General features: G+C 64.9%; 27 protein-coding genes and 1 tRNA gene. 11 read left to right on the top strand and 17 right to left on the bottom strand.

From position 1 onward, the window contains the following. The first annotated feature begins 98 nt into the window (after nucleotides 1-98). On the top strand, nucleotides 99-1,244 hold the full coding sequence (sucC, locus tag LAQ74_RS03210; RefSeq protein WP_224335032.1) for an ADP-forming succinate--CoA ligase subunit beta: 1,146 nt from the start codon (nucleotides 99-101) through the stop codon (nucleotides 1,242-1,244). Further along, on the top strand, nucleotides 1,241-2,110 hold the full coding sequence (gene sucD / locus LAQ74_RS03205) for a succinate--CoA ligase subunit alpha (protein WP_224335030.1): 870 nt from the start codon (nucleotides 1,241-1,243) through the stop codon (nucleotides 2,108-2,110). Before sucC ends, sucD begins: the two co-directional genes overlap by 4 nt. Here sucD and LAQ74_RS03200 read toward each other — a convergent pair whose 3' ends face one another. Together LAQ74_RS03200 and LAQ74_RS20305 are read right to left on the bottom strand one after the other, a co-directional pair. Next, entirely contained in the window at nucleotides 2,111-2,764 is a 654-nt protein-coding gene (locus LAQ74_RS03200) for a helix-turn-helix domain-containing protein (RefSeq protein ID WP_224335028.1), read from the bottom strand. 58 nt (nucleotides 2,765-2,822) lie between these two features. After that, nucleotides 2,823-2,954, bottom strand: coding sequence for a hypothetical protein (locus LAQ74_RS20305; protein ID WP_255647739.1), 132 nt, complete (start codon nucleotides 2,952-2,954; stop codon nucleotides 2,823-2,825). Between the two features lie 421 nt (nucleotides 2,955-3,375). On the opposite strand from LAQ74_RS20305, the gene LAQ74_RS03195 reads away from it, so the two are divergent. Beyond that, complete coding sequence (locus tag LAQ74_RS03195; protein ID WP_224335026.1) at nucleotides 3,376-4,020, top strand: DUF7282 domain-containing protein; 645 nt, start codon at nucleotides 3,376-3,378, stop codon at nucleotides 4,018-4,020. Nucleotides 4,021-4,072: 52 nt separating this feature from the next. On the opposite strand, the gene LAQ74_RS03190 is transcribed toward LAQ74_RS03195, so the two are convergent. The 8 genes from LAQ74_RS03190 to LAQ74_RS03155 all read right to left on the bottom strand — a co-directional run bounded on the left by LAQ74_RS03190 (nucleotide 4,073) and on the right by LAQ74_RS03155 (nucleotide 8,970). Then, a complete protein-coding gene (locus tag LAQ74_RS03190) occupies nucleotides 4,073-4,363 on the bottom strand; it encodes a zinc ribbon domain-containing protein (RefSeq protein WP_224335017.1) in 291 nt (96 codons plus the stop codon). Between the two features lie 143 nt (nucleotides 4,364-4,506). Then, nucleotides 4,507-6,009, bottom strand: a complete 1,503-nt coding sequence (locus LAQ74_RS03185; protein ID WP_224335015.1) for an MATE family efflux transporter — start codon at nucleotides 6,007-6,009, stop codon at nucleotides 4,507-4,509. Beyond that, complete coding sequence (locus LAQ74_RS03180; RefSeq protein WP_224335013.1) at nucleotides 6,006-6,206, bottom strand: helix-turn-helix domain-containing protein; 201 nt, start codon at nucleotides 6,204-6,206, stop codon at nucleotides 6,006-6,008. Before LAQ74_RS03180 ends, LAQ74_RS03185 begins: the two co-directional genes overlap by 4 nt. 346 nt (nucleotides 6,207-6,552) lie before the next feature. Next, nucleotides 6,553-6,627, bottom strand: a tRNA-Val gene (locus tag LAQ74_RS03175). Between the two features lie 288 nt (nucleotides 6,628-6,915). Continuing rightward, complete coding sequence (locus tag LAQ74_RS03170; RefSeq protein WP_224335011.1) at nucleotides 6,916-7,449, bottom strand: cob(I)yrinic acid a,c-diamide adenosyltransferase; 534 nt, start codon at nucleotides 7,447-7,449, stop codon at nucleotides 6,916-6,918. Beyond that, a complete protein-coding gene (locus LAQ74_RS03165; protein WP_224335002.1) occupies nucleotides 7,446-7,688 on the bottom strand; it encodes a glutaredoxin family protein in 243 nt (80 codons plus the stop codon). Before LAQ74_RS03165 ends, LAQ74_RS03170 begins: the two co-directional genes overlap by 4 nt. Before the next feature lie 182 nt (nucleotides 7,689-7,870). Further along, nucleotides 7,871-8,449: a hypothetical protein gene (locus tag LAQ74_RS03160; protein ID WP_224335000.1), complete on the bottom strand. Its 579-nt coding sequence runs from the start codon at nucleotides 8,447-8,449 to the stop codon at nucleotides 7,871-7,873. Nucleotides 8,450-8,709: 260 nt separating this feature from the next. After that, nucleotides 8,710-8,970, bottom strand: coding sequence for an NAD(P)-binding domain-containing protein (locus LAQ74_RS03155; RefSeq protein ID WP_224334998.1), 261 nt, complete (start codon nucleotides 8,968-8,970; stop codon nucleotides 8,710-8,712). 299 nt (nucleotides 8,971-9,269) lie between these two features. Here LAQ74_RS03155 and LAQ74_RS03150 point away from each other — a divergent pair, with 299 nt between their 5' ends. Both LAQ74_RS03150 and LAQ74_RS03145 read left to right on the top strand, forming a co-directional pair. Then, nucleotides 9,270-9,431, top strand: a complete 162-nt coding sequence (locus tag LAQ74_RS03150; RefSeq protein ID WP_224334996.1) for a DUF7838 family putative zinc beta-ribbon protein — start codon at nucleotides 9,270-9,272, stop codon at nucleotides 9,429-9,431. A 213-nt stretch (nucleotides 9,432-9,644) separates the two neighbouring features. Continuing rightward, nucleotides 9,645-10,010, top strand: coding sequence for a cupin domain-containing protein (locus LAQ74_RS03145; protein ID WP_224334994.1), 366 nt, complete (start codon nucleotides 9,645-9,647; stop codon nucleotides 10,008-10,010). Between the two features lie 15 nt (nucleotides 10,011-10,025). On the opposite strand, the gene gcvPB is transcribed toward LAQ74_RS03145, so the two are convergent. The 4 genes from gcvPB to gcvT are packed head-to-tail and all read right to left on the bottom strand — an operon-like array spanning nucleotide 10,026 to nucleotide 14,274. Continuing rightward, a complete protein-coding gene (gcvPB, locus tag LAQ74_RS03140; protein ID WP_224334992.1) occupies nucleotides 10,026-11,459 on the bottom strand; it encodes an aminomethyl-transferring glycine dehydrogenase subunit GcvPB in 1,434 nt (477 codons plus the stop codon). Beyond that, nucleotides 11,459-12,787 carry an aminomethyl-transferring glycine dehydrogenase subunit GcvPA gene (gcvPA, locus tag LAQ74_RS03135; protein WP_224334985.1) on the bottom strand — a complete coding sequence of 443 codons (1,329 nt, stop codon included), beginning with the start codon at nucleotides 12,785-12,787 and terminating at the stop codon, nucleotides 11,459-11,461. Before gcvPA ends, gcvPB begins: the two co-directional genes overlap by 1 nt. Beyond that, complete coding sequence (gene gcvH, locus LAQ74_RS03130; RefSeq protein ID WP_224334983.1) at nucleotides 12,784-13,161, bottom strand: glycine cleavage system protein GcvH; 378 nt, start codon at nucleotides 13,159-13,161, stop codon at nucleotides 12,784-12,786. Before gcvH ends, gcvPA begins: the two co-directional genes overlap by 4 nt. Then, nucleotides 13,162-14,274 carry a glycine cleavage system aminomethyltransferase GcvT gene (gene gcvT, locus LAQ74_RS03125; protein ID WP_224334981.1) on the bottom strand — a complete coding sequence of 371 codons (1,113 nt, stop codon included), beginning with the start codon at nucleotides 14,272-14,274 and terminating at the stop codon, nucleotides 13,162-13,164. A 1,003-nt stretch (nucleotides 14,275-15,277) separates the two neighbouring features. On the opposite strand from gcvT, the gene LAQ74_RS03120 reads away from it, so the two are divergent. Together LAQ74_RS03120 and tuf are read left to right on the top strand one after the other, a co-directional pair. After that, nucleotides 15,278-15,703, top strand: coding sequence for a CBS domain-containing protein (locus LAQ74_RS03120; RefSeq protein WP_224334978.1), 426 nt, complete (start codon nucleotides 15,278-15,280; stop codon nucleotides 15,701-15,703). 181 nt (nucleotides 15,704-15,884) lie between these two features. Further along, the gene (gene tuf / locus LAQ74_RS03115; RefSeq protein WP_224334968.1) at nucleotides 15,885-17,153 is read left to right on the top strand and encodes a translation elongation factor EF-1 subunit alpha; all 1,269 of its coding nucleotides are present in this window, start codon (nucleotides 15,885-15,887) and stop codon (nucleotides 17,151-17,153) included. Nucleotides 17,154-17,215: 62 nt separating this feature from the next. Here the strand turns inward: tuf and LAQ74_RS03110 are convergent, their stop codons facing one another. From LAQ74_RS03110 to LAQ74_RS03100, 3 genes are all read right to left on the bottom strand, one after another. After that, nucleotides 17,216-18,820 (bottom strand): DUF790 family protein, encoded by a 1,605-nt coding sequence (locus LAQ74_RS03110; RefSeq protein ID WP_224334966.1) that lies wholly within the window; start codon nucleotides 18,818-18,820, stop codon nucleotides 17,216-17,218. Nucleotides 18,821-18,838: 18 nt separating this feature from the next. Next, nucleotides 18,839-20,167: a DEAD/DEAH box helicase family protein gene (locus LAQ74_RS03105; protein ID WP_224334964.1), complete on the bottom strand. Its 1,329-nt coding sequence runs from the start codon at nucleotides 20,165-20,167 to the stop codon at nucleotides 18,839-18,841. A gap of 160 nt (nucleotides 20,168-20,327) precedes the next feature. Continuing rightward, nucleotides 20,328-21,929, bottom strand: a complete 1,602-nt coding sequence (locus tag LAQ74_RS03100) for a S8 family serine peptidase (RefSeq protein ID WP_224334962.1) — start codon at nucleotides 21,927-21,929, stop codon at nucleotides 20,328-20,330. 156 nt (nucleotides 21,930-22,085) lie between these two features. Between LAQ74_RS03100 and LAQ74_RS03095 the strand changes: the two genes are divergently transcribed. From LAQ74_RS03095 to LAQ74_RS03080, 4 genes are all read left to right on the top strand, one after another. After that, complete coding sequence (locus tag LAQ74_RS03095) at nucleotides 22,086-22,538, top strand: NYN domain-containing protein (protein WP_224334960.1); 453 nt, start codon at nucleotides 22,086-22,088, stop codon at nucleotides 22,536-22,538. Nucleotides 22,539-22,605: 67 nt separating this feature from the next. Next, a complete protein-coding gene (locus LAQ74_RS03090) occupies nucleotides 22,606-23,454 on the top strand; it encodes a TatD family hydrolase (RefSeq protein WP_224334958.1) in 849 nt (282 codons plus the stop codon). Between the two features lie 198 nt (nucleotides 23,455-23,652). Then, a complete protein-coding gene (locus tag LAQ74_RS03085; RefSeq protein ID WP_224334956.1) occupies nucleotides 23,653-24,231 on the top strand; it encodes a DUF2150 family protein in 579 nt (192 codons plus the stop codon). 65 nt (nucleotides 24,232-24,296) lie between these two features. Then, nucleotides 24,297-25,934, top strand: a complete 1,638-nt coding sequence (locus LAQ74_RS03080) for a hypothetical protein (RefSeq protein WP_224334933.1) — start codon at nucleotides 24,297-24,299, stop codon at nucleotides 25,932-25,934. Nucleotides 25,935-25,966: the final 32 nt, after the last annotated feature.

The following is a 25,966-nucleotide window of genomic DNA, read 5'->3' as shown; positions in this document are numbered from 1 at the left end:
ATTTTTGCGTGTGGGTTTGTGACATCTGTTCGCGTCCACGCGCCTCCGTGTCACGAATGAACGGGATTTAAGCGCCAGTCGAACCCTCAGACGTACGCATGAAGCTTCACGAGTATCAGGCGAAGGATATCTTCGCCGATGCCGGGATTCCCGTCCCGGAGTCACAGCTCGCGACGAGCGTCGACGAGGCGGTCGATGCGGCCGAGTCGATCGGCTACCCAGTCGCTATCAAGGCGCAGGTACACGTCGGCGGCCGCGGGAAGGCCGGCGGTATCAAGATCGCTTCCGACGAGGACGAGGCCCGCCAGTACGCCGACGAGATCCTCGGAATGGACCTGAAAGGGTACACCGTCGAGCAGGTGCTCGTCGAGGCCGGCGTCGACTTCACGGACGAACTGTACGTCGGTGTGACGATGGACCGCGGCGAGGGCGAACCCGTCGCTATGGTCTCCACGCAGGGCGGCGTCAACATCGAGGAGGTCGCCGAGGAGAACCCCGACGCAATCGCTCGTGAACACGTCGACCCGGCGTTCGGCCTGCACCCGTACCAGGCGCGGAAGGCCGTCTACGACGCCGGCGTCGACCGGTCGGTCGCCCGCGACGTCTCCTCGATTCTCACGACGCTGTACGACCTCTACGAGGAGCGCGACGCCTCCGACATCGAGGTCAACCCGGTGATGATCACGAGCGACGGCGACGTCGTCGCCGCCGACGCCGTGATGAACATCGACGACGACGCGCTGTTCCGCCAGTCTGAACTCGCCGAGATGGAGGACGAGACGTACGAGGACGAACTGGAGAAGAAAGCCGGCGAGTACGGCTTCGACTACGTCCGCCTCGACGGCAACGTCGGCATCATCGGCAACGGCGCAGGACTGGTCATGACGACGCTCGACCTCGTCGACTACTACGGCGGGAAGCCCGCGAACTTCCTCGACATCGGCGGCGGCGCCAAAGCCGAGCGTGTGACGAACGCGCTCGACATGGTGTTCTCCGACGAGAACGTCGACGCGGTCGTGTTCAACATCTTCGGCGGCATCACCCGCGGCGACGAGGTCGCCAAGGGCATCAACGAGGCGCTCGAATCGTTCGACGAGATTCCGAAGAAGGTCGTCGTCCGCCTCGCTGGCACGAACGCCGAGGAGGGGATGGAGATTCTGAATACCGACCTCGTGGAGGTCGAAGAGACGCTGGAGGACGCGGTTCAGCGTGCGGTCGAAAACGCCCAGGAGGCGAGCCAATGAGTATCTTAGTCGACGACGACACGCGCGTAGTGGTACAGGGCATCACCGGCGGCGAGGGCAAGTTCCACACCGGCCAGATGGAAGCGTACGGGACGAACGTCGTCGCGGGCGCGGTGCCCGGCAAAGGCGGACAGGAGGTCGACGGCATCCCGGTCTACGACACCGTCGACGAGGCCGTCCGCGAGGAGGACGCCGACGCCTCCGTCGTCTTCGTCCCCCCGGCGTTCGCCGGCGACGCCGTGTTCGAGGCGCTCGACACCGACCTCGACCTCGTCGTCGCCATCACCGAGGGCATCCCGACGCAGGACATGGCGAAGGTGAACAAGCGGCTCTCGGAGGTCGACACCCGCCTCATCGGCCCGAACTGCCCCGGCATCATCACCCCCGGCGAGGCGAAACTCGGCATCCTCCCCGGCAACATCTTCGCCGACGGCAACGTGGGTCTCGTCTCGCGCTCCGGCACCCTCACGTACCAGGTCGTCGACAACCTCACCGCCCGCGGCATCGGTCAGACCACCGCCATCGGCATCGGTGGCGACCCCATCATCGGCACGGACTTCGTCGACGCCCTCTCGCTGTTCGAGGCGGACGACGAGACCGATGCCGTCGTCATGTGCGGCGAAATCGGCGGCGAGGACGAGGAAGAAGCAGCGAACTTCATCGACGAACACATGGAAACGCCCGTCGCCGGCTTCATCGCCGGGCGGACCGCGCCGCCGGGCAAGCGCATGGGTCACGCGGGAGCCATCGTCTCCGGCAGCGGTACCGGCACCGCAGAGAGCAAGATCAACGCCCTCAACGACGCGGGCGTCCCCGTCGGCGACACGCCCGAGGAAGTCGCCGACAACATCGAGTCGTTCCTCTGACTACGATTCGGCGTCGATAGTGTTGCGCACGAGCGCGACCGTCCCTCGGCGGAGGCGCTCGGACGCGGCCTGTCCCGAGATGTCGAGTTTTTCCGCGAGTTCGTCGAGATTCGCGCGGCGCGGGACGTCGTAGTAGCCGATGTCGACGGCGGTCAGCAGCGCCGTTCGCTGTTTCTCCGAGAGTCCGTACTGTTTAGTGAGTTCGGGACTCTCGGGTGCGTAGAGCCGTTTCAGCGAGAACGAGATCCCCGCTTCACGAACGCGCTGGCGGAACGTCGAGAGCGAGTCCCGGTCGGGAAAGCGCATCCGAACGTCGAGACCTTCGTACGTCGTCGTCAGCTTCAGTCGCGACGCGCCGACTTCGACGATGGCGGGATACAACACGTCTGCGTCGGAGGGGACGCGTACGCGATAGAGTCGTTTCGTCTCGAAGCTGTCGACCACCTCGTAGTCGACGACGGTCTCGTCCACGTCGAGACCGGCCTCGAACCGCTCGAAATCGTCACCGGACGCCCAGACGTACAGCTGTAAAATCGAAGAGCCGCCGGACGAGACGGCCTCCTCGGTGCGGAGTTTCATCGACGGTACGCGCGCCAGAGCCTCAATCAACGGTATCGTTGGACCCGAAAGCTCGAACTCGGCGATGTAACTCATAAGTGGTGGACGTAGCCATCAGATATATGTCATTCGTCGCGCCGACGGGCGACTGCGGTCAGTCGTCGGGGTCGCGGCCGACGACGACGCACTCGTCGGCGGCGTCGGCGTCGTCGGTGGAGAAAACTCGTGCGAGCGTCAGCGAGTGTCGTTCGTTTGCTGCGTGTTGGTCGACCGGCGCGCGTCGCACGCGGCTATACGGCCGAGATGTACGAAGTCGCCTACGCGGCGACGGTCGCGGCCGCGATGAACGACCAACGGGTCCCGGCGTCGGTCTCTTTCTTTTTCTGCTCTGCGATGGGGGCGTCGCGTCGGTGTTTCCAGTGCATACACGACACGAGGATTTACTCAGTTATGAGTTTTTCGAACATCTGATACTTCCGTCACCAACGACCACGACAGTTACACGCCCTGAGTCACCATACCGTGTGTGAAGATACCGTGAATACTGTTATCTACAGTCGTTTGATTCCGCAAGATAATTTATAGTTGGTTGAAAATATGCTGGCCGAGTTCCTGGTGCGTCCTCCGGGTACCCAGAGTCGGTGACCCACCGGACGGCATCGGAACCAGAGATAACGATGAAGCAATCTACAATCCGACGCACCACGTTGACCGCCGTCGTGGCGCTCGCCGTGCTCGCCGCTGCGGTGACCCTCCTCGGTCCCGCGGCGACGGGAGCGGCCGCCGCGCAGACGAACGACAGCGCAAACGACTCCGCGAACGGAACCGCGACGCTCGAATACAACGACCAGACCCTCGAGAACCAGAGCGTCGTCGTTGAGGAAGCGAACCTCTCGAACGGCGGCTACGTCGTCATCTTCGACGAGGGCGGCGACCTCATCGGTCACTCGGACTACCTCGAACCGGGCGAGCAGACGAACATCACGGTGACGCTCAACGACTCGTTCTCCGGGGATCAGGTGACGATAGCGACCGCACACACCGACGACGGTGACCAGGAGTTCAACCAGTCCGCGGACGTTCCCTACCAGGAGAACGGCGCGCCCATCAGTAGCACGGCGTACCTGAACACCGAAGGCCAGAGCGAGGAGACGCCGTCCGGCAACGAGACGACGACCTCTGCTGACGAGACGACCACGTCGGTCGACACCGAGTCCACCGACGAAGCAGCGACCGACGAGGCGACGACCGAAGGTGAGGAGACCACCAGCACGGACGGACCCGGCTTCGGCGTCGTCGCGGCGCTCGTCGGCCTCCTCGGCGCGGCCGCCGTCGCCCTCCGACGCGACTGAGTTCGCACGCCGAACGCGAGAGCACCGACACCGAGACTGACCGCCCCCTCTTCTACGCCGCGTCGAGTTTCGACAGACAGTCGTGACAGAAGCGGACTCCGCGGGGGTTCGGGGTTCCACAGGCCGCACAGGCGACGGATCCGGACGCGCGACTGCGCCGCGCTGTCGGCGTCAGGACGAACCGACCGCCACGGCTCAGTTCCGCGTCGTCGGTCTCGTCGAACAGTCGTTCGACGAGGCGGTCGTCCCGAAGCCGATGTAACCCGTGCCAGAGACCGAGAAACAGCGCCGACGGGGCGACGATGACGAATCCGGCGACCAGTAATCTGAATAGCAGTTCCATCTGTCTCGCCGATAGCGAACGTCGGATAATCACCGTTTCGCAGGCTAGAACGACCGTCTCCCCCCCGTGATGGTTCGGCTGCGGAGAAGGCGTGAGAGGAGAGGGGAGAGAGAGGAGAGACGAGACACCGGGGCGACGACGAATCAGTCGTCCGTCAGTTCGGCCTCGACGTTCGGTGCGTCCCGATTCGACGAGATGTCGACGCCGCGCCACGTTCCCCGGCGGTACCAGAGGAACGCGATGACGCCGCCGACGACGTTCGAGACGGCGAATCCGAGCCAGATACCCGACGAACCGAGACCCACACCGAAGTCGGTGGCCCCGAAGAAGGCGACGGGGAGGCGAACGAGGCCGAGCATCGACACCGAGATGACGGCGGCGACGACCGTCTTGCCCGCGCCGCGGAAACTCCCGACGAACGACTGGACGACGCCGATGAAGCCGAACGTCGGCGCGACGAAGCGGAGGAACTCCGCGCCGATTGCGATGACTTCCTGATTGTCGGTGAACACTCCGACGATGGGGCGGGCGGCGAACCAGGTGAGCACGCCCAACGCCGAGAGGACGACGAACATCGTCAAGGCGGCGCTGGTGGCGGCCTTCTCTGCGCGGTCGGGTTTGTCCGCGCCGATGTTCTGGCCGGTCATCGTCTCGACGCCGCGGGCGACGGCGAGCGCCGGCAGGAAGATGACCGACAGCACGCGCGTCCCGACGCCGTAGGCGGCGACGACGTTCGTCGAGAACAGTCCGACGACGATGAGCAGCAGGTTGATCGAGACGGCGCGGCCGGAGCCCTCGACGGACGCGGGGAGTCCGATAGCGAGCAGTTTCCGCGCGTAGCCGAAGTTCGGGGTCATGTCGCGGAGGTGAATCTCCACGCCGCGGGTTCCGTCGAACATGATCGCCAACCCGACGGCCAGCGCCAGCGCCCGCGAGAAGATGGTCGCGACGGCCGCGCCGGTGATACCCGACCCGGTGTAGCCCGTCATGACGAACAGCGTCGACTGGAGGTTCTCCATTCCGAGCATCGTAAAGAGGGGATTGTTCTCGAATCCGAAGATGAGAAACGGGTCGAGAAAGATGTTGAGCACGACCGACCCGAACATGACGAGCATCGGGGTGACGGTGTCGCCGTAGCCGCGCATCAGCGCGACGAAGACGAAGAAGCCGAACATGAACATGAGGCCGAGCGAGATGACCTGCATGTAGCTCGTCGCCATCGGGAGTACCTCCGGAGACGCCCCGAAGATGCTCAGCAGTTGTTCGACGAAGACGAAGCCGACGAGTCCGAGCACGAGCGCGGCGAGAAGCGAGAACGTCACCGTCTGCGACGCCGCGTACTCGGCTTGCTTCGCGTCGTTCGCGCCCGTGTGTTGGGCGACGAGCACGCTACCCGCGACGGAAAAGCCCATCCCGATGGCGATGAGCAGAAACACCATCGGGAACGCGAAGCTGATGGCTGCGAGCGCGGCGGTGTCGTACTGGCCGAGCCAGAAGGTGTCGGCGAGGTTGTACGCCGTCTGCATCAGGTTCGTGAGGACGATGGGCAACGAGAGGTAGAACAGCGGCCGCGCGATGCCGCCCGAGGTGAGGTCGACGTCCTCCGGACCTTTGAACACGCTGTCGATGCGGTCGAGCAGGCTCACTCGGCGCGCACCTCGGTTTCGTCCCTCGAATCGTGCGCTACCAGCAGGCCGCGCTTGCTCTCGAAGCGGTCGTAGAGGGTCACCTCGCTCTTCGAGGACTCGTCGACGATGTCGCGCATCGTCACCGCGGCGTGCCCGTACTTGCAGAGCGCGCGGTACGTCGCGCGTCTCAGTTCGGTGGAGGTTTTCTCGTTCATTTGGTGGGGCTCGACTGACTGGTCGGTCAGGGTCTTGGTCGTACTAACCGGCCGGTCAGTTAAACTGTTTCGCAAAGCGGTTGGTGGCGCGTGAGTCGGTCACACGCACCGTGCGTCAAAAATCGAAAGCGCGTTGCTTTGGGCTCTCAACGGTCGTAATTCGTGCCGCTATCTGATTCGAAGAACCAGAAGAGGGTTGGGCCAGATTTACACTTCGGTCGTTCCGCGCACCTCGCTCGCTGCACTCCCAAGTTCAAGCTGCCGTCACCAGTTTCGATTCCACGGACTCATCGCTCCGCTCACGGCTGCGCCGTTCGCATCACTCGTCGTTGCGAGGAATCAGAAATGGGTTGGGGCAGATTTGAACTGCCGACTTCCTCCGTGTGAAGGAGGTATCATAACCAGACTAGATCACCAACCCGGCACTCAGTCGTACCCGCGGGTAGAACTTAAGGATTTTCTTGTCCGACCGTTGCTTCGGCCCCCCGAAACCGCCGGGCGACGCGCCGTTCCGCGGGTGTTCACGCGTCCCGGCTGTTTTAGGCCAACCTAAATCGCAACGCTTTTTGCGTGTCTTAGGCTAACCTAAAACACGGTGTTGTGACCGCACCTGTCCGGTCTCGTCAGACACCGCATCTGTCCCAACCCCCGGCGTCCGTGGGCATCATCTCGGACTCACCGGGTTCTTTCGACGCTACCCGACGAGCGGTCAGTACGTCGGTGACTCCTCTCTCTCGCCGTCGCGGGCGTTGACGAGCCGACCGAAGACGAACAGCGCGTCCGACAGTCGGTTGAGGTACGTCACCGCGTGCTCGTTCACCGGTTCGTCGCCGGCGAGTGCGACGGCGCGGCGTTCGGCGCGGCGGACGACCGCTCGGGCGTGGTGCAGCCCCGCACCGGACTCGCTCCCACCGGGGAGGATGAACGACTGCAGCGGTTCGAGTTCCTCGCTCGTCTCGTCAATCCACTCTTCCAACCGTTCGACGTGCTCCTCGCGCACCTGCGGGTCGTCCTCGTCGGGGTCGGGGTTCGCGAAGTCCGCCTGGATGATGTGCAGATGGTTCTGGACGCGTTCGAGTATCTCGTCGACGTCGTCGTAGCCGGTCGGTCGGAGCGTGCCGACGAGCGCGTTCGCCTCGTCGACGGTACCGTAGGCTTCGATGCGTGGACTCGTCTTCGAGACGCGCGACATGTCCCGGAGGTCAGTCAGTCCCTCGTCGCCGCGACCGGTGTAGATCTTCATCGCGCCAGCGTCTGTTCGATGTACGTGAGGATGTTCTCGCTCTCGTTCATCGTCACGCCGTGGTCGTCGTCGACGAGCACGGGGACGCCGCGCTGACCGCTCACGCGCTTGACTTCGTCGCGCTCGGAGTGCATCGCCTCGGTCCAGTACGTCTCGTAGTCGATGTCGTTCTCCTGCAGCGCGTCGTGGACTTTCTCGCAGTACGGACAGCCGTCCAGCGCGTAGAGTTCGATGGACATGTCCGGTGGTAGGTGCGCGCGCGTCAAAGAGGTTCGCCTGCGGACGGTCGGTCGACTCGCATCTCTCCTGACTGTACCGTGTACAGGTCGCCACACGGGCGATTGCCGCACAGACGGGTCGCCGCACGGACGACCTACCGCACGTAGGCTCCGTCGACGATGCCGCTTGATGAGGCAAACACTCAATCGAGAACGTCCGCGAACACGGCGCGGTCGGCCTGTCTCGTCGCCACCATCTCGTCGCTCAGCCCCGCCTCACGCAGCAACGACTCGAACTCCAAGTGGAACCGATACCCACTCTGTTGCGCCGCTCGTCGCGCTACGAGCACCTGCTTTGCCCGTCGAATCGCGCGCTCGCTCACACCGAGAGCGACCACGCACTCGTCTGTCGACGCACCTTCGTCGAGCAGTCTCGCCAACTTCCGGTGATCGACCGGTCCTTCGAGGTCGCCTTCGCGGAGCAGCTGTAAGTGGATGCGCGCTCGCTCGACGACACCGGCCGAAGTGTCGAGCGAGGCGGCGAGTTCAGCGTCCGACTGTCCGGCGTAGAACCCTCGAACCATCGTTTCGAGGTCGCTCTCGTCCAGCGAGGTTCTGAAGCCGTACTCGTCTCGCATCTCGCGGACGACGCACCGGAGCGCTGCGTCGAGGTCGTCGTCGGTTGAAAGGGCGTGCGTGTCGGGTCGTTGGTGTTCGGTAAACGTCGTCTGCCGACTGAGCCGCGCGAACAGCGCCCGTAGTTCGTCAGTTTTGGTAGTCATGTAGTTCCACCCCCTTCGACTGCGTCGACGGAGATCGCCCACGGGCGGGCTCTCGACCGTCGTGGTCGAATCTACCGTCGCGGTGGAGCGCACGCGCCGAAACGAAGGAGAATACTCGTCTAGAGGCGCTCTGAGTATTTCTGTCGTTCGAGAAACGGCGCGGGTCGAGCACGAGGCGGTGTCTCACGCCGAAGGCGATTCCGTGTTTCATATCGACAGTACGAAAGCGCCTTCTCGACCGATTCTCCGGGTTACTGTCGCTACTCGACCACCGCGAACGCGTGACCGTACGTGCCCAACTGCTGGCCGACGCGAACCCACAGCGGGACGAGTGCTTCCAGATACCGCGCGCCGGTGATATCGCCGACGTCCATCGCGCTCGGCCATCCGAACTCGACTAGCAACTCCTCGACCTCTCGCTTCGCCCCCACATCGTTCCCGCAGACGAACATCGGTGGCGTCTCCGCCTCGAAGTGGGGGTCGACCATCTGCGCGTTCGAGACGGTGTTGAAACACTTCACGACCCGGGCGTCGGGGAGTCTCGCCTGAATGCGCTCGCCGAGCGAATCCTACCGATTCGTCTCTCGGCCATGAGAGCGGTAGGCGGGCGACGACGATAAGACCGCACTCAATATCGCAGAATACACTATATGGCGGCCCGGACGCTTCGACTCGAACACTATCGCTCAGTTTCCACGCGCCCATTTCACGCCGAAGCGTCGCCGGAACGTCTCCGGAGCGTCGCTGAACCGACGAGAGGCGAAAGGAGGGTCGCCCCCGAACCAACATCTTCAACACCACGCCCGCGCGAGATAGCGACATGAGTCTCGAAATGGAACACGACTGCCCGAGTTGCGGCGGGAGTCAGGAGTTCTACCGCTCGGCGAGTACGACCCTCCACCTCGGCGAGAAGACGAAGTGGCGCTGTACCGAGTGCGACTACGGTTTCATCCTCATCGACGGGATCGACAGCACGCAGTAGCGGATGTCCGGCCGCTGTCCCGCGGTATGCCCCGAGCCCTCTCTCCAGACGTCCCTTCGGTTTCGCCTGCCGAACTCCTACGCTCCGTCTCTGCCGATTTCCCACTTCACGTCCGTGTCGTACCGTTCTGCATCCGCCCCATACACCCTCCGGTGCGATACGGACTGGAGATTCGCCGAACGTTCTTTCGTCGTCCATAGCGAACGGTGCGCCGTGTACTCACGAGTCAACCTCTCGGACGTCGACACACACGAGGCGGACGCGGCCGATGCCCGCGTGAAACCGGTCGGGTACCACCTCCGTCCCGAGACGATGCGACCGAACGTCTGGACGTTCGAGGCGGGCGAATCGACGCCGTACCACTACCAGAAGCAACAGGAGGAGTTGTACGTCGTCCTCGACGGCCGATTCGAACTCAGCGTCGAAGACGAGACGCTCGAACTCGAACCCGACGACTACGTGGTCGTCGCCCCGGAAGCGAAGCGGCAGTTGACCGCCGTCGAGCCCGGAACCGTGCTCGTCGTCGGCGCGCCGAACGTCAAAGACGACGGTGTGATTCTCGACGAGGAAGCGTCGTAATCTCGTCGCAACGACTCACTCGTCGCCGTCGAGCGCGCGCCACGACAGTCGTGGGTTGCGCGCGGCGCTCACCTGGTCGATGCGCCGGGCGGTCGTCCGTGACGGTGCGTCGGCGAGCGTCTCCTCGTCGTCCGCGGCGGCGGCGTTGAACGCCGCGGCGAGGTCGTCGAGCGACTTCTTGCTCTCGATCTCGGTCGGTTCCGTCAGCATCGCCTCCGGCACCATCTCGGGCCACTTCGTCGTCGGCGGGTGGACGCCGTAGTCGAGCATCCGCTTCGCCACGTCGGCGGCGTCTTTCTCGCCCGAGGTCGCCGCGAACTCGTGGTGGTACGGGCCGTACGGGATGTCGAACTCGACCTGTGAGCCGAGGTAGTTCGCGTTCAGCACGGCCTTGGCGCTCGCGTCGAGCAGTCCCTCGTCGCCGAGGCGCGCGATGTAGGCGTACGCCTTGACGAGGACGAGCCAGTTGCCCTGGAAGCCGTGGACTTTGCCGACCGACCGCTCGGGGTCGAACAGTTCGTAGCCGGAGCCGGACGAACGCTCGCGCACGCGCGGTGACGGCAGGTACTCGGCGAGTTCGTCGACGACGCCGACCGGGCCCGCACCGGGGCCGCCGCCGCCGTGCGGGGTGGCGAACGTCTTGTGGACGTTGTAGTGCATGATGTCGAAGCCCATGTCGCCGGGGCGAGCACGGCCGAGCAGCGCGTTGAGGTTCGCGCCGTCGTAGTAGAGCAACCCGCCCGCGTCGTGGACCGTCTCGGCGATGTGCTCGATGTCGCGCTCGAACAGGCCGACCGTATTGGGATTCGTCAGCATCAGCGCGGCGGTGTCGTCGCCGACGGCGGCTTCCAGCGCCTCGACGTCGACGCGGCCGTCCTCGGCGGAGGGGAGTTCGACCACGTCGTAGCCGGCCATCGCCGCGCTCGCGAAGTTGGTGCCGTGGGCGCTCGCGGGGATGATGACCTCGTTTCTGTCCTCGCCGTTGGCCTCGTGGTACGCCTTCGCGACGAGGATGCCCGCGAACTCGCCGGCGGCCCCCGCAGGCGGCTGGAGCGTGACGGCGTCCATCCCGCCGATTCTCGCGAGATACTCCTGAAGGCCGTGAAGCAGTCCGAGGCACCCCTGGACGCTCCGCGCGGAGCGGTCCGGATGGACGGAACCGTTGGGGTCGGCGGCCACGTCCTCGGTGAACTTCGGATTGTACTTCATCGTACAGGAGCCGAGCGGGTACGGCCCGCTGTCGATGCTCCAGTTCATCTGTGAGAGCCGCGTGTAGTGCCGCGCCAGTTCGGGCTCCGAGACGTCGGGCAGTTCGACCGAGTCGCGCGTCAGGTCGTCGGGAAGCGGCGAGTCGTCGTTCTCGCCGATTTCGACTTCGGTCGTCTCCTTCTCCGATAGTAGCGGTTCGTACTGGCCGTTCTCGACGTATCTGGCTTGGTCGTGAATCATCAGAGCACCTCCTCGAAGGCCGCGACGAGGCCGTCGGCGTCGTGGGCGTTCGCGTCGGTGATGCACACCTGCAGCAGGTGCTCGCCGACGACGTGGACCGCGTACCCCTCTGTCTCGAGGTCCTCGGCGATGGCGGCCGCCGGTTGGTCGGTGTGGACGACGAACTCGCGGAAGTGGTGGCGGTCGTGGATCGGAGCCTGGAGTCCGACGAGCGCGTCGAGGCGCTCGGCGAGGGTGGCCGCGTCGCGGACGCAGTCCTCCGCGAGGTCGACGAGTCCGGACGGCCCGAGCCACGCGAGGTGGATGGCCGCGCGGAGCGCCACCCACGCCTGGTTCGTGCAGATGTTGCTCGTCGCGCGCTCGCGGCGTATGTGCTGCTCGCGCGTCTGCAGCGTCAGCGTGTAGGCGCGCTTGTCGGCGGCGTCCTCGCTGACGCCGACGAGTCGACCCGGAACTTGGCGGAGATACTCCTCGCGCGTGGCGAACAGTCCGAGTCCCATGCCGTACGCCGTCGGGAGGCCGAGCACGCCGGCCTCGCCGACGACAACGTCCGCGCCGACGCTCGCCGGTTCTTCCAGTAGTGCGAGCGCGACGAGGTCGGTGCCGAGACAGAACAGCGCGTCGTTCTCCGCGGCGAGGTCACCGATGTCAGAGAGACGCTCCTCGATGGTGCCGCGGACCGTCGGATTCTCGGCGTAGACCATCGCCGTCTCGTCGTCGACGAGTTCGGTCAGCGCGTCGAAGTCGACGTTACCGTCGTCCATCGGGTACGTCTCGACGGTCATCTCTGCGCCGGCGAGGTAGTTGTCGAGGACGCCGCGTTTGCCCGAACGAAGGAACTCGGGAACGAGCACTCGTGTGCCGCTGGCCTGTCGGACTCGGTCGGCGAGACGGGCGGCCTCGGCGAGCGCCGTCGCCGCGTCGTACATCGAACAGTTGGCCACCGGAAGCCCCGTGAGTTCGACCAGCATCGACTGGTACTCGAACAGCGCCTGCAGGAACCCCTGCGTGATCTCCGGTTGGTACTGGGTGTAGCTCGTGATGAACTCCGCGCGCTGGGAGAGGCTGTCGACGATGGAGGGGACGTAGTGGTCGTAGTGCCCGCGTCCCATGAACTCGGTGAGGTCGTCGTTCTTCGCCAGAAGCGCCGTCAGCTCCCGTCGCAGCGCCTGCTCGCTCCGCGGTTCGATGCCGAACTCGTCGTCGAAGCGGACGCCCTCGGGAATGTCGAACAGCGCCTCCTCGTCGTCGACGCCGATGGCGTCGAGCATCGCGGCCATCTCCGCGTCGGCGTGCGGTGCGTAGGGGCTGCCTCGTTCTCGCGTCATTCGGTCTGCTCGCGGTACTCCTCTGCGGTCAGCAGTTCGTCGAACTCCGCTTCGTTCGCCGGCTCGACTTCGAGCATCCACCCCTCCGCGTAGGGGTCGTCGTTGACGAGTTCGGGCTGGTCGAACAGCGCCTCGTTGACGCCGACGACGGTGCCCGAGATGGGTGCGTACAGGTCCGAAACCGCCTTGATGCTCTCGACGACGCCGAACTCCTCGTCCTTGGTGAGTTCGTCGCCCTCGTCGGGCAGTTCGACGAACACCACGTCGCCGAGTTCGTCCTGGGCGAAGTCGGTGATGCCGATTCGCGCTACGTCGTCGGTCGTTGTCCACTCGTGCGATTCCATGTACCGCAGGTCGTCAGGTACTTCGAACATCTATTTGTCCTCCAGAAACGGTGTGTTCACGATTCGTGCGCGCTTTTCGTCGCCGCGGACGACGACCCGGATGCGCGTGCCCGGTTCCGCGTAGTTGCGTTTGACGTAGCCCAACGCGATAGCTTCTCCGAGCGTCGGACTCATCGTCCCGCTGGTCACGTGACCGATACTCTCGCCATCTTTGTCGCGGAGTTCGTAGCCGTGACGGGCGATACCGCGCTCGTCGAGTTTCAGGCCGACAAATCGCTCGTCGACGCCGTCTTTCTTCGCCCGTTCGAGCGCGTCGCGCCCGACGAACTCCGTGTCGAGTTTGACGGTGAACCCGATGCCCGCCTCGTAGGGGTTTCGTGGCTCGTTTTCGGGGTCGAAATCCTCGCCCGAGAGCAGGAAACCCATCTCGATTCGGAGCGTGTCGCGCGCGCCGAGGCCACAGGGCTGGCAGTCGAACTCAGCCCACACGGTTTCGGCGGCGTCCCACGGACAGAGCACCTCGAAGCCGTCTTCGCCGGTGTACCCCGTCCGCGCGACGAGACACTCGCTTGCTGCAACAGTGGCGTACGCGGCCTCGAACCGTGAGAGGTCGAGCACGTCGGAGCCCGCAGCGTCGGCGACGAGGTCGGGTGCATCCGGACCTTGCACGGCGAACATCGCCCACTCCTCGGTCCGGTCGTCGACGGTCGCGTCGAGACCCCACTCGTCGCAGTGAGTCGTCCACCGCTCGTACATCTGCTCGTCGTGGCCCGCGTTCGGGACGAACAGGTACGTCGGCTCCGGCGAGTCGGCGTCGGTCAACTCGTCGGGCAGCGCGTAGACGACGGTGTCGTCGAGGATGACGCCAGACCCGTCGGTGATGCAGGAGTACTGCGAGTCGCCCGGGTCGAGCGCCGTCACGTCGTTGGTCGTGAGCCGCTGCATCAACTCGGTCGCGTCCGGCCCGGACACCTCGATCTCGCTCATGTGCGAGACGTCGAAGATACCCGCCGAGTCGCGAACCGCGGCGTGTTCGGTGCGGATGGAGTCGAACTCCACCGGCATCTCCCATCCGCCGAACCCGGTGAACGTCGCCCCGCGGTCGGCGTGGACCTCCCGCAGCGGCGGTTTCCGATGGGCCATATGAGTGGCTTGGGTTGGGGTAAGTAATGCTTTGGTATCTTCTCTCGCGCCGATAGCGGCAATGTGCTCGTTCGTGTATCTGGAACGAAAGAGCACGCCCGATTCGGGGGACTGAGCGAATATCGAATCCGAAATGTGCACGAACATGCCGGAATCGTCGGTTCGGACGCCGCACCAGTCGACGTTCCTGAGAGAATCTTTATCTACCCCTCTGTCGACGTATTTACTATGATTGTAGCAAAAAATCCTGATCAGACTCAGGCCGACGCCACCGCTCTCACCGAACGCCGCACCGCAACGTTCGCCGACATGAGTCGCGCGATGCAGGCGTTCTGACGTCCTCCTCTCTCCAATCTCTCTCGCTCTCACGTCTGCTGAGAGGGTTGTCGGGACCATCCGCGCTACTGGACGACATTCGAAGTCCTCACCGAAAGCGTTCGTATAAACCGAATGTGGGGCTAGAAAATCGTCGTGGTCGGTTCCCTCTCTCCCGTAGTTTTCGGGTAGGTAATCAGTCGACCGCCTTCGGGACACTCTTCCGACGCTGTCGCTACCCGGTCGAGAGGCTCCGAACCGCGTCCTTCGACGGCTTCGGCGACCGCTCCCGCTACTCTCGGCCAGTCGTCGACAGTCAGCCGAAGTGTCCGGTAGCGACCAGTTCGGCGAGGCCGTCTTCGGCGTAGTCGGCGAACTGCGTGAGGTCGATGTTCGCTCCAGAGACCGGTACGGCCACCGTCTGGCCGGTCACGTCGAGGTAGTCGCCGACGAGCGTTGTGAATGATCCGGAGTTCGGTCGTCACTTTCGGCCGTCGCTTCCGGCTATCGTTTTCGGCTGCCGCTTTCGGCCGTCGCGGAGTGAACGCTGTCGGGACTCTTCGAGAAGTTTAGAATTTGTGCAGTTTTTAGAATTTTCTGCAGGGTATGAGGCATCTCGACCGTCGTCAAACCCCGTGCAAATACAGGCCCCACGATTACCACGTTCACCGTTGGTCTAGTAGTCGCTATGCCAGTTGGTGACCTCGCAACCGAGGACGTCGTCACAGCCGAACCGAGCACGACCATCAAAGAGATCGCGCAGATGTTCTCTTCGGAGGGAACCGGGTCCGTCGTCATCGTCGAGGACGACGAACCGCGCGGCATCGTCACCGACCGAGAGATCGCGCTGGCCGTCGCCGACCACGACGACATCTCGGAGCTCACCGCCGAGGAGATCATGACCGAGAACCCCGAGACCATCAACCAGAGCGAGGAGGGGTTCGCCGTCGCGAAGAAGTTCGGCGAGGTCAAAGTACGCCGACTCCCCGTCGTCGACGACGACGGCAAACTCGTCGGCATCGTCACGCTCGACGACCTGGTCGCCACCGTCGGCGAGGAGATGACGAACATCGCCGACGTCATCGAGGCGCAGTCGCCGGGTTACTCGGCGTAAGTCCTCCGCACGCGACCGCTCCCTCTATTCTTTTCAGCCGAAGCCACCGTCGCCGATACGTGAGTCTCTCCCGTTCACGAACGTATCAATCGTAACTACGTTCGGGTAGCGTACTGGAGACAACCGTTTTGCTCTCGTACGTCATAAGGAATCTGACAGGCGCGCACCGTCTGTTGTTACCATGGCACAGGACAAACCACATCAGAATTTAGCGATCATCGGCCACGTCGACCACGGGAAGAGCACGCTCGTCGGGCGGCTCCTCTTCGAGACGGGGTCGGTACCCGAGCACGTCATCGAGCAGCACCGAGAGGAAGCGGCCGAGAAGGGCAAAGGCGGCTTCGAGTTCGCCTACGTGATGGACAACCTCGCCGAGGAGCGCGAGCGCGGCGTCACCATCGACATCGCCCACCAGCGCTTCGACACGGACAAGTACTACTTCACCATCGTCGACACGCCCGGTCACCGCGACTTCGTGAAGAACATGATCACGGGCGCGTCGCAGGCCGACCACGCGGTTCTCGTCGTCGCCGCCGACGACGGCGTCGCGCCGCAGACCCGCGAGCACGTGTTCCTCTCGCGGACGCTCGGCATCGAGACGCTCATCGTCGCGGTGAACAAGATGGACACCGTCGACTACGAGGAGGACCGCTACCGCGAGGTCGTCGACGACGTGAAGCAACTGCTCACGCAGGTCCGCTTCGACACCGACGACGCGCGCTTCATCCCCATCTCGGCGTTCGAGGGCGACAACGTCGCCGAGCGCTCCGAGAACATGCCGTGGTTCGACGGCCCCACGGTGCTGGAGGCGCTGAACAACCTCCCCGAGATGTCGCCGCCGACGGACGCGCCGCTGCGATTGCCGATTCAGGACGTGTACACGATTTCGGGTATCGGAACGGTGCCGGTCGGCCGCGTCGAGACCGGTATCCTGGAGACGGGCGCGAACGTCTCGTTCCAGCCCTCGGACGTCTCCGGCGAGGTCAAAACCATCGAAATGCACCACGAGGAAGTCCCGCGCGCAGAACCCGGCGACAACGTCGGCTTCAACGTCCGCGGCATCGGCAAGAACGACATCCGCCGCGGCGACGTCTGCGGCCCGGCCGACGACCCGCCGAAGGTCGCCGAGACGTTCCAGGCGCAGATCGTCGTCATGCAGCACCCGTCGGTCGTCACCGCCGGCTACACGCCGGTTATCCACGCGCACACGGCGCAGGTCGCCTGCACGTTCGAGTCCATCGACCAGAAACTCGACCCCGCGTCGGGTGAAGTCGCAGAGGAGAACCCCGACTTCATCAAAGCCGGCGACGCCGCCATCGTCACGCTGCGCCCGCAGAAACCGCTCAGCATCGAACCGTCGAGCGAGATTCCCGAACTCGGTTCCTTCGCCATCCGCGACATGGGCCAAACCATCGCCGCGGGGAAGGTGCTGAAGGTCAACGAGCGGTAAGCCGACCCGTCTTTTTTCGCCAACATCCCAACTCTGACCGACACCGTCACTGTCGTCACCGATCAATCCGCTTCACGTCGCCGAACTCGAAGAGGTACGCAATTCTCCTCGTCGTCGACGCGATACCCGAGCTCGGAGAGCGCATCGGTCCCGAGATCGTGGCTCCGAAGGAGCGGTCGCACTGCGTCGAGCGTCCGTCGGTCGAGCGACTCGATTTCCGTTCGGAGCTCCGACGCGAGATGCTCGGGGAGATACGTCCCGTTCGAGAGGACGCCGTAGCCGGTATCGAGCGCGTGGTGGCGCACCGCCTCGGGTTCGACCTGCCGGTCGTACGCGAAGGCGTCGACCTCCAGCGCGTCGGACTCCGCGTCGAGGTTGACGGGGAGCAGGTAGTCGCGGTCCGTCTCGACCCACTCGCGCTCCAGCGCGTCGAGTTCGACGGCGACGCCCTCGACCGGGAAGGCGTTCGCGTACCACAGGACCGCGTCGGCGTCCGTCGCACGCTCCGCGACGAGACGCGAGGCGAGGCCGTCTCTCAGCGTCTCCGCGCCGGCACCGGACACACAGCAGCGGTGCTCGTTGACGGCGGCGAGTATCGGCCTGTCGCCCGCGGCCGCCCGGAGTGCGCTCAAGCGGCTTTCGAGGAACTCGGGTGTCCAACAGTCGAAGACGGCGAGATAGCACTCGCGGCCGCTGTGCGGGCGCTCGAACGTGAGGTCGGCGACGGCGCGCGCGCCGTCACCATCGGTTCCCCCGCCGTCGACGCCGCGAAGCACCGTCGGACTCGTCCGGAGTCGCCACCGCGGGAGCCGCGGTTCGATTCGGTCGACGAACCGCGCTCGCCGGTCGTCGTCGGGCGTGCACGACCACGGCGAGAGCGGGAACAGGTCACTTTCCGTCGAATCGACCGTGAACTCGTACAGTCGCGTCTCGCCGCGAACCTCGACTTCGACGCGCGCCGCGAGTGAGTGGTCGCTCGCGGCGACGACGCGACCGACCCACTCGGCGACCCGCTTTCGGTACGTCCGATACTTGCGGTCCACCGCTGCCGGACCGACGACGCGGAGTGCGTGCGAGTTGTCCGTCTCGTCCGTGTCGCCCGAATAGTCGACCATCACGCCGAGTTCGGACGCCGCGGCGGCGAGACGGTCGAGGTCGGTCCGACTCTCGACGGTGAGCGAGACGGCGTCGCAGAGAAACGTCCCCGTGAGCGCGAGGTTGTACTGCCGGAGGAGGTCCGCGGGGCCGATGGTAGGTGCGTCGCGGAGACGCTTTTCGCGATCTCTGTCGGCCCAGAGCGCGTCGGCGACCGCCTCGCCGGAGATGCCGAACTCGTCGCCGACGGCGTCCATCACTTCCCGTCGCTCGCGGACGTCGGTGACGAACCCGCGCTCGAACGCCGCTTCGCGGAGGTCGGCCGGGTCGGCGGGCGGGTCGCGGTCGAAGGAGAGTCTTCGGTCGAGTAACTTTCTGAGGCCACGCACCAGCGTGTACGTCTCGTGCGTCTCGACGTCGCGGAGCGTCTCGTCGAGTTCGGCCTTCGTCACGCCGGTTCGATAGGCGGCGAGGACGGACGCTGCGACGGTACGGTACTCCTCGGGCGGTCGGTAGACGGGCCATATCTCGGGTTTTCGCCGTCGGGTTTCGAGTAGTTTCTTCGTGAGCATCGGGAGTTGATGGGTGAATCAAACGCGGCGACGGTCGGCAGTACGAACCTCGCCGGTGTCGGCGGAGACGAGTTCGTACAGACGAGCAGATCTCTCGGAGGGACGGAGGATGCGGCCGAGTCGCTGGCGGTACTCGCGTTCGCTTCCCGTGCCGCTGAGGATGATGCCGACGTTCGCGTCGGGCACGTCAACGCCCTCGTCAAGCACCTGCGAACTGACGATAGCGTCGTACCGGCCGGTCTTGAACCCCGAGAGAATCGCGCGGCGCTCGTCGGTCGGCGTCCTGTACGTGATAGCGGGAATCAGAAACCGGTCGGCGACGACGTGGACGAGGTCGTTGTAGCGGGTGAAGACGATGACCCGGTCGCCCTCGTCGCGGCACTCACAGAGGAGTGAAGCGAGTTCGTCCAGTTTCGACTCGGCGTTGAACGCGATTTTGCGCGACGTCTCCTTGGCGCGAATCGCGCGCCACGCCCGCGGGTCGTTGCCGCTTCTGATGACCAGGTTCCGGTAGCCGTCGGGGGCGTCGAGCGAGACGTTGCTGAACGCGACGTAGTTGCGAAACACCGCGGCGTGTTCGTCGTACGCCTCACGCTCCTCGGGCGTGAGTTCGACCGTGATTCGCTCGACGGTGTACGTCGAGAGGTACTCGCCGGTCAGGTCGTCCGTCCCGATCTCGTACACCTTCCCGCCCAACAGTCGAACGAGTCGGGTGTGTCGGTCGTCGTCTCGTTCGTACGTCGCGGTCAACCCCATCCGGGCAGGGGCGGCCATCCGCTCGGCGATGCGCTGGTACTTCTCGGCGGCGAGGTGGTGGACCTCGTCGAACAGCACGAACTCGAAACGGTTGCCGAGCGTCGGTGCGTGGGTGTACGCCGAGTCGTACGTCGTCACCGTAATCGGTGCGAACTCTTTCGCCCGGCCGGTGAACTCGCTGACGGGCACCTCGAAACACGCCAGTTCGTCGCGCCACTGGTCGACGAGTTCGAGCGTCGGAACGACGACGAGCGTCGGCCCGCCCACGGCGTCGATGGCCGCCATGCCGACGTACGTCTTGCCCGCCCCGGTCGGGAGGACGACGACGCCGCGTTCGTCACTTTGCCAGCGGCGAAGCGCCTCTCGCTGGTAGGGCCGAAGCGAGAGTGAGCACGCGAGTACCGGGCCGGGTACGGGGTCGAGCACCTCGTCTTCGAGGTCGGGGTCCGCCGCTCGAAGCGCGTCGCGGAGAGCTCGGTAGTGGAGTGCGTCGACTCGACGCGAGTCGGAAACGACCGGGCTGTCCGCATCGCCGAACGCGTCCGACGAGCCGTCGATTCGGACGCGCCCGTCGACGTACCGAAGTCGCATAACACGTACACGGGACCGAGGCGTATGAACTCGCGCCTTGTACAAATTGTGGAAATTGTAGAGTGTGTGGTGGTTCTCGAAACGGGACGGTCGACGACGAGTGCGGCGCGGCGAGAACAGGGACCGGAAGTCGATGACTGACGATTCTATCGCTACCGAGTTACTGGTGCTCGGTGATGGTGAGCGTGTAATCGCCGCTCCCGCTGTAGGAGTCGACGAGCACCGTCAGGTCCGTGGAGTCGTCGGGGTTGTCGATGGTGATGGTCTCCTGACTGTCGGGCGACCACGAGCGGTAGTCGTAGTCGCTGGTCGTCGGACAGGAGCCAGAGCCCTCGTCGACGTAGAGGTCGAAGTCGGCGTCCGACGGACCGGAGAGTTCGACGACGACCTTCGAGGGACCGTCGTACTCGAAGCCGTAGCTCCAGCAGTCGGAGTCCCAGTAGCCGCTGAGCGAGTCGTCGAGGGACGACGACGTGGAGTCGCCGTCGCCACCGTCGTCGTCATCGTCGTCATCGTCGTCATCGTCGCCACCGCCGCCGCTGCCCGGTTCGGTCGTGACGGCGTTTTCGGCGTCGACACGGCCGCTACCCTGTTCGTCGCTAGAGAGACCGACGTCGACGGCCGTCGCCTTCAGGTGGTCGCGGAGCTCCTCGTTCGTGAGCGAGAACTGCGCGAGCGTCAGTCCGGCGACGCCGGAGACGACGGGCGTCGCCATCGAGGTGCCGGAGATGCTGTCGTACTCGGTGTCGGTCGTCCACGTCGAGAGGACGTTCGAGCCGGGGGCGGCGAGCTCTATCTCCTCGCCGACGTTCGAGTAGTCCGCCAGCGACTCGTCCTCGTCGAGCGCCGAGACGGCGAGACACTCGCTGTACGCCGCCGGGTACGAGACCGATGAGCCGTAGTCGTTACCCGCCGCCGCGACGACGAGCGAGCCAGCGTCGTGGGCGTAGGAGACGGCGTTCTTCATCGTGTCCGTGTAGCCGCCGCCACCGAGCGAGAGGTTGATGACGTCCGCTCCCTCGTCTGCGGCCCACTGGACTGCGTCGGCGATGTCGGCGGTCGAACCGCTGCCCTCCTCGGAGAGCGCGCGTCCCGACAGCAGCGTGGAGTTGCTGATACCCGCGATCCCCTCGCCGTTGTCCGTCGTCGCCGCCGCGATGCCGGCGACGTGAGTCCCGTGGTACTCGTCTTCGAGGACGTCCGGGTACGGGTCGGAGTCGTCGTCGACGAAGTCGTAGCCCTCGTTCGAGCCGAACTGGTCGGCGAGGTCCGGGTGGTCGTACATGACGCCCTGGTCGATGACGGCGACAGTGACGTCGGAACTGCCGAGCGTGGTGTCCCACGCGGCGTCGGCGTTGACCATCTGCGGCGCGTACTGGTCGGCGTACCGGTCGTCCGACGGTGTATACAGCGCTTCGAGCGTCTCGTTCTTCTCGGCGTACTTGACGTTATCGCGCTTCGTCACCGTCTCGATGAAGTTCTCGCGGGCGGTGTCGGACGCCTGCGATGGGAACTTCACGGCGACGTAGCTGAGTTGCTTGTTCTCGTGAACGACTCGGGCGTTGCCCGGTACGGCCGTCTCGACTTCCGCTTTCGGACTGTCGGCCGTCTTCGAGACGCCGACGAGAATCTCGTCTTCCTTCGGACCGGGGTTGCGACCCGGCGTCGCCGCACCGACGCCGCTCAGGCCGACGAGGCCGAGCGCACCGGTCGTCTTCAGGAATCCACGACGCTTCCACGACGGAGTGTCTTTGTCTGACATAGCTGCGCCTGAAAGTTACACCTAGGATATTTAATTATTTTCCTTATTGTCAAAACTAGATAAATGAAAATCGGTGAAAACATTCTCGTCGGATGCGTTCGTACGAATGGGGGTCGGAATCAGCACGCCTATACTTTCCCGGGGAAAATCGGGGTCATGGAGTTGCTCGGACGGCTCACGGACGAGTCGGGGCGCGACAGAGGCGTCGCGCTGTTCGTCGACGGGCCGAACATTCTGCGCGACGAGTTCGACGTCGACTTGGACGACGTGCGGGAGTCGGCGGAAGGGGCGGGGCGTCTCGTCACGACGCGACTGTATCTCGACGAACACGCGACGCCTGGACTGATTCAGGCCGCGGAGGCCCGCGGGTACGAGGTCATCGTCACGAGCGGCGACGTGGACGTGAAACTCGCCGTCGACGCGACGCGCTTCGCCATCGAAGGGAGTGTGGGAACGATGGCGATCGCCTCGCGCGACACGGATTTCAAACCGGTGCTGGAGATGGCGAACGCGCAGGGAGTTCGGACGCTCGCCATCGCGCCGGGGGCGCACGGGCGGTCGGACGCGCTCCGGAACGCGGCCACCGAGAGCATCACCCTCGGCGAGTAGGCCGACAGGGTCCCGACCTCCCGTCCGACTCGGCCAGACTTTTCTCTCTCACGCACCGACGACGACCATGGACGAACTCGACATCCCCGTCTTGGACAACCACCTCCACCTCGACCCGCGACACGGCCGGGGCGTCGAGGCCGTCGAGGAGTTCGCGCGCCTCGGCGGCACGCACCTGCTCGTCGTCAACAAGCCCTCGTGGCACCTCGGCGTGGAGGCCGAGACGGGCGAGGACTTTCGCGCCGTCTTCGAGGAGACGCTCGGCGCGGTCGCCTCGGCGACCGAGGTGCTCGACGGGCGTGCGTGGCCGGTTCTCGGTGTCCACCCCGGCCTCGTCTCCCGTCTGACCGACGAGCGCGGCTTCGCGCCCGAGGACGCGCGCGACCTGATGTGTGCCGGCCTCGACGTCGCCGCCGAGTTCGTCGCCGAGGGGCGTGCGCTGGCGCTGAAATCGGGACGCCCGCACTACGACGTGTCGGACTCGGTCTGGACCGCCTCGAACGACGTGTTGAAGCACGCGCTCGCGCTCGGCGCGGAGCACGACTGCGCGGTCCAACTGCACACCGAATCGAGTGAGGACCTCACCGACATCGCCGAATGGGCCGAGGAACGCGGCCTCCCGGCGGAGAACGTCGTCAAACACTACGCGGCCGGGAGACTCCGCGGCCCGACGCCGAGCGTGATGAGCGAGAAGGACCGTCTGCGCGTCGCCGTCGAGACCGGCGAACCGTTCCTGATGGAGACGGACTTCGTCGACGACCCCGACCGGCCGGGTGCGGTGCTGGGACCGAAGACGGTGCCGCGTCGCGTCCGCTGGCTGCTGGGGGAGGGATACGGGGACGCGATGCGGAACGCGCACGTCGAGACGCCGAAGCGTGTCTACGGTATCGACACCGAGGCGACGCTCGACAGATGACGGACGCGTGACCGAAACCGCGGTGGGACCTCTGTGCACCGAAAACTGTCGCTGTATTTGACTTTCTCCGGTGAGGACGCTGCGTCAGACGCCGTCCGGTCGGCGAAATTCGACCTCGAATCGCCACCGAGTGAGGCGTTCGCACGTTGTGTCCGCTGAGAAGAAAGGCATTTGAGTACTGCAGCGTTCGGGTGAGATATGGTTGACCCCGAGGAAACGTTCTACACGGAGGAACGGTGGCAAAACTGGCTGACCCGCGTCGAAGAAGAGGAGTTAGACCCCGAGAACGAGGACTCCGCTCGACTGCTGTTGAACCTGCAGGACGACGCGGCCATCGCCGTCGCTAAAATCGTCTCCGCGTACGAGGACGACGCGCTCGACGAGGAACGAGCGCTCGACGAACTCGCGAAGATTCGTGATATCGTCCTCTCGGAACCGTCGCTCGAAGACGAGGAGAAACTGATGCTCATCGACGGCGTCCAGACGAGTCTCGTTTGCGTCTTCTACGCCGCCGAGGAGTACGTCAACAGCGGCACCGTCGGCGATGCACCCGTCGACGAGTACGTCCACGCCGCCGCCGACGCCGAGGCGGAGGACGACCTCGACGCCGCACTCGGGTATCTCGTCCAGGCGGGCACGCACATCATCGACGGCGCGGAGCTCGACATGTCGGTCGCCGAGCAACTGGAGTACGGTCTCGTTTCCGAGTGGGTCAACGGTCTCGACAGCCTCCAGAGCGCGATGAGCGACCCCGAAGTCGTCGAAGACGACGAGTAATCGGTTCGACGACCAGACAGTCGTCGGAGCAGTAACTTTTACTGTCTCCGTGACTTGTCCCGCTCATGAACTTTCGGGACGACCGACGTGCGGTCACCGTGCAGGTGGGTTCCGTCCTCCTGTTCGGCATCCTGATACTCTCGATGTCGATGTATCAGGCGCAGGTCGTCCCGACGGACAACGAGCGCGTCGAGTTCGACCACAACCAGCGCGTTCAACAGGAACTGTTGGACGCGCGCAACGCGATTCTGCGGAGCGCGAACACCGACGCGACGCACCCGGTTTCGATCTCTCTCGGGGCGCGGTATCCGAACCGGGTGTTGTTCGTCAATCCACCACCGGCGAGCGGGCGCCTCTCGATGACAGAGCGCGTCGCCGACGGCATCGAAATCGAGAACGCGAGAGCCGTCGACGGGGAGACGGCCGACTACTGGACAGGCGAGGACATTCGCTCGTTCGAGACGCGGTCGCTCGAATACACGCCCGATTACACGCAGTACCGGAACCCGCCGACGACGGTGTACGAGAACTCGGTGCTGTACAACCGCTTCGGTGGCGGCGCGACACTCCCCCAGAGCGAGCAGACGCTCGTCGACGGGCGGCGCATCTCTCTCGTGTCGCTCGACGGCGAGGTGTCGGCGGCGCGGACCGGCGCGACCTCGGTCGACGTGCGGCCGGCGAGCGCCTCGACGCGAACGACGACGGTGACGAGCGACGACGAACCGATTCGGATCTCACTCGCGACGGAGTTGTCGGAGGACGACTGGCGCGAACTACTCGAATCGGAGACCGAAGGCGGGTACGTCGAGGACGTCGCCGTCGACGACGGTATCCTGACGATTACGCTCGAAGCGGACGAGACGTACTCGCTCCGGATGGCGAAAGTCGGCGTCGGTTCGAACGTCGGCGAGACGGAGGCGGCGTACGTCACCGACGTCTCCGGCGACGACGAGACGGTGCGGGCGGGCACGAATCGGATGCTCGTCGCGGAGGTCCGCGACGGGTTCGGAAACCCGGTGACCGGCGAGGAACTGGACGCCGAGGTGACGACCGGCGACGGCAGCGTCACGTTCCCGGAGGGACGGACGACCGACAGCGAGGGTCGGTTGCGCGTCGTCTACGAGGCGCCGGAGGAGGCGACGGAAAACGAGAACGTCGAGGTCGATATCGGGTACGGCGAGGAAGCGGCGGAGTACGCGACGTTCGAGTTGACGGTCCCGGAAGGAAGCGGTAGCAGCGGTGACGACAGCGACGACGGAACGGCCGCGAGCAGCGTCAGCTACGACGGCGACGCGGAGCCGTTCTGGGAGTCGTCGACGGTCCGGTTCAACGTCTCGAACGACGGCTCGGACCCGGTGACGGTCGAAGCGATAACGGTCGACACCGACGCGGCGGGCAATCTGCAGGAGCAGAACGGAGGACAGAACCAACCCGGACAGCACGAACTCTACCTCGACACCGACGAGTCGGGTTACTACGAGGCAGGCGACGACGACGACAGTCGCTACCGGCTCGGAACACGCGCGGAACTGACCGAGCGCGCGACCGCAGAGGCCGGAAGCGACGTCACGTTCTCGCTGCTCTACTTCCGCGAGAGTGAGTCCGGCGACGAGGTGGACATGCAGAACGAGGAACTCACCGTCAGCCTTCGGTTCGCGGACGGGTCGAGTAAGTCGATGACGTTCACCGTCGGCACGTACTGAGTTCGACACCTGACGAACCCCCCATCGACAGG

This window comes from Haloprofundus halobius (assembly GCF_020097835.1).
GTDB lineage: Archaea > Halobacteriota > Halobacteria > Halobacteriales > Haloferacaceae > Haloprofundus > Haloprofundus halobius.
Note: the sequence above shows the minus strand (reverse complement) of the source record. Positions and strands in the feature narration are given on the sequence as shown.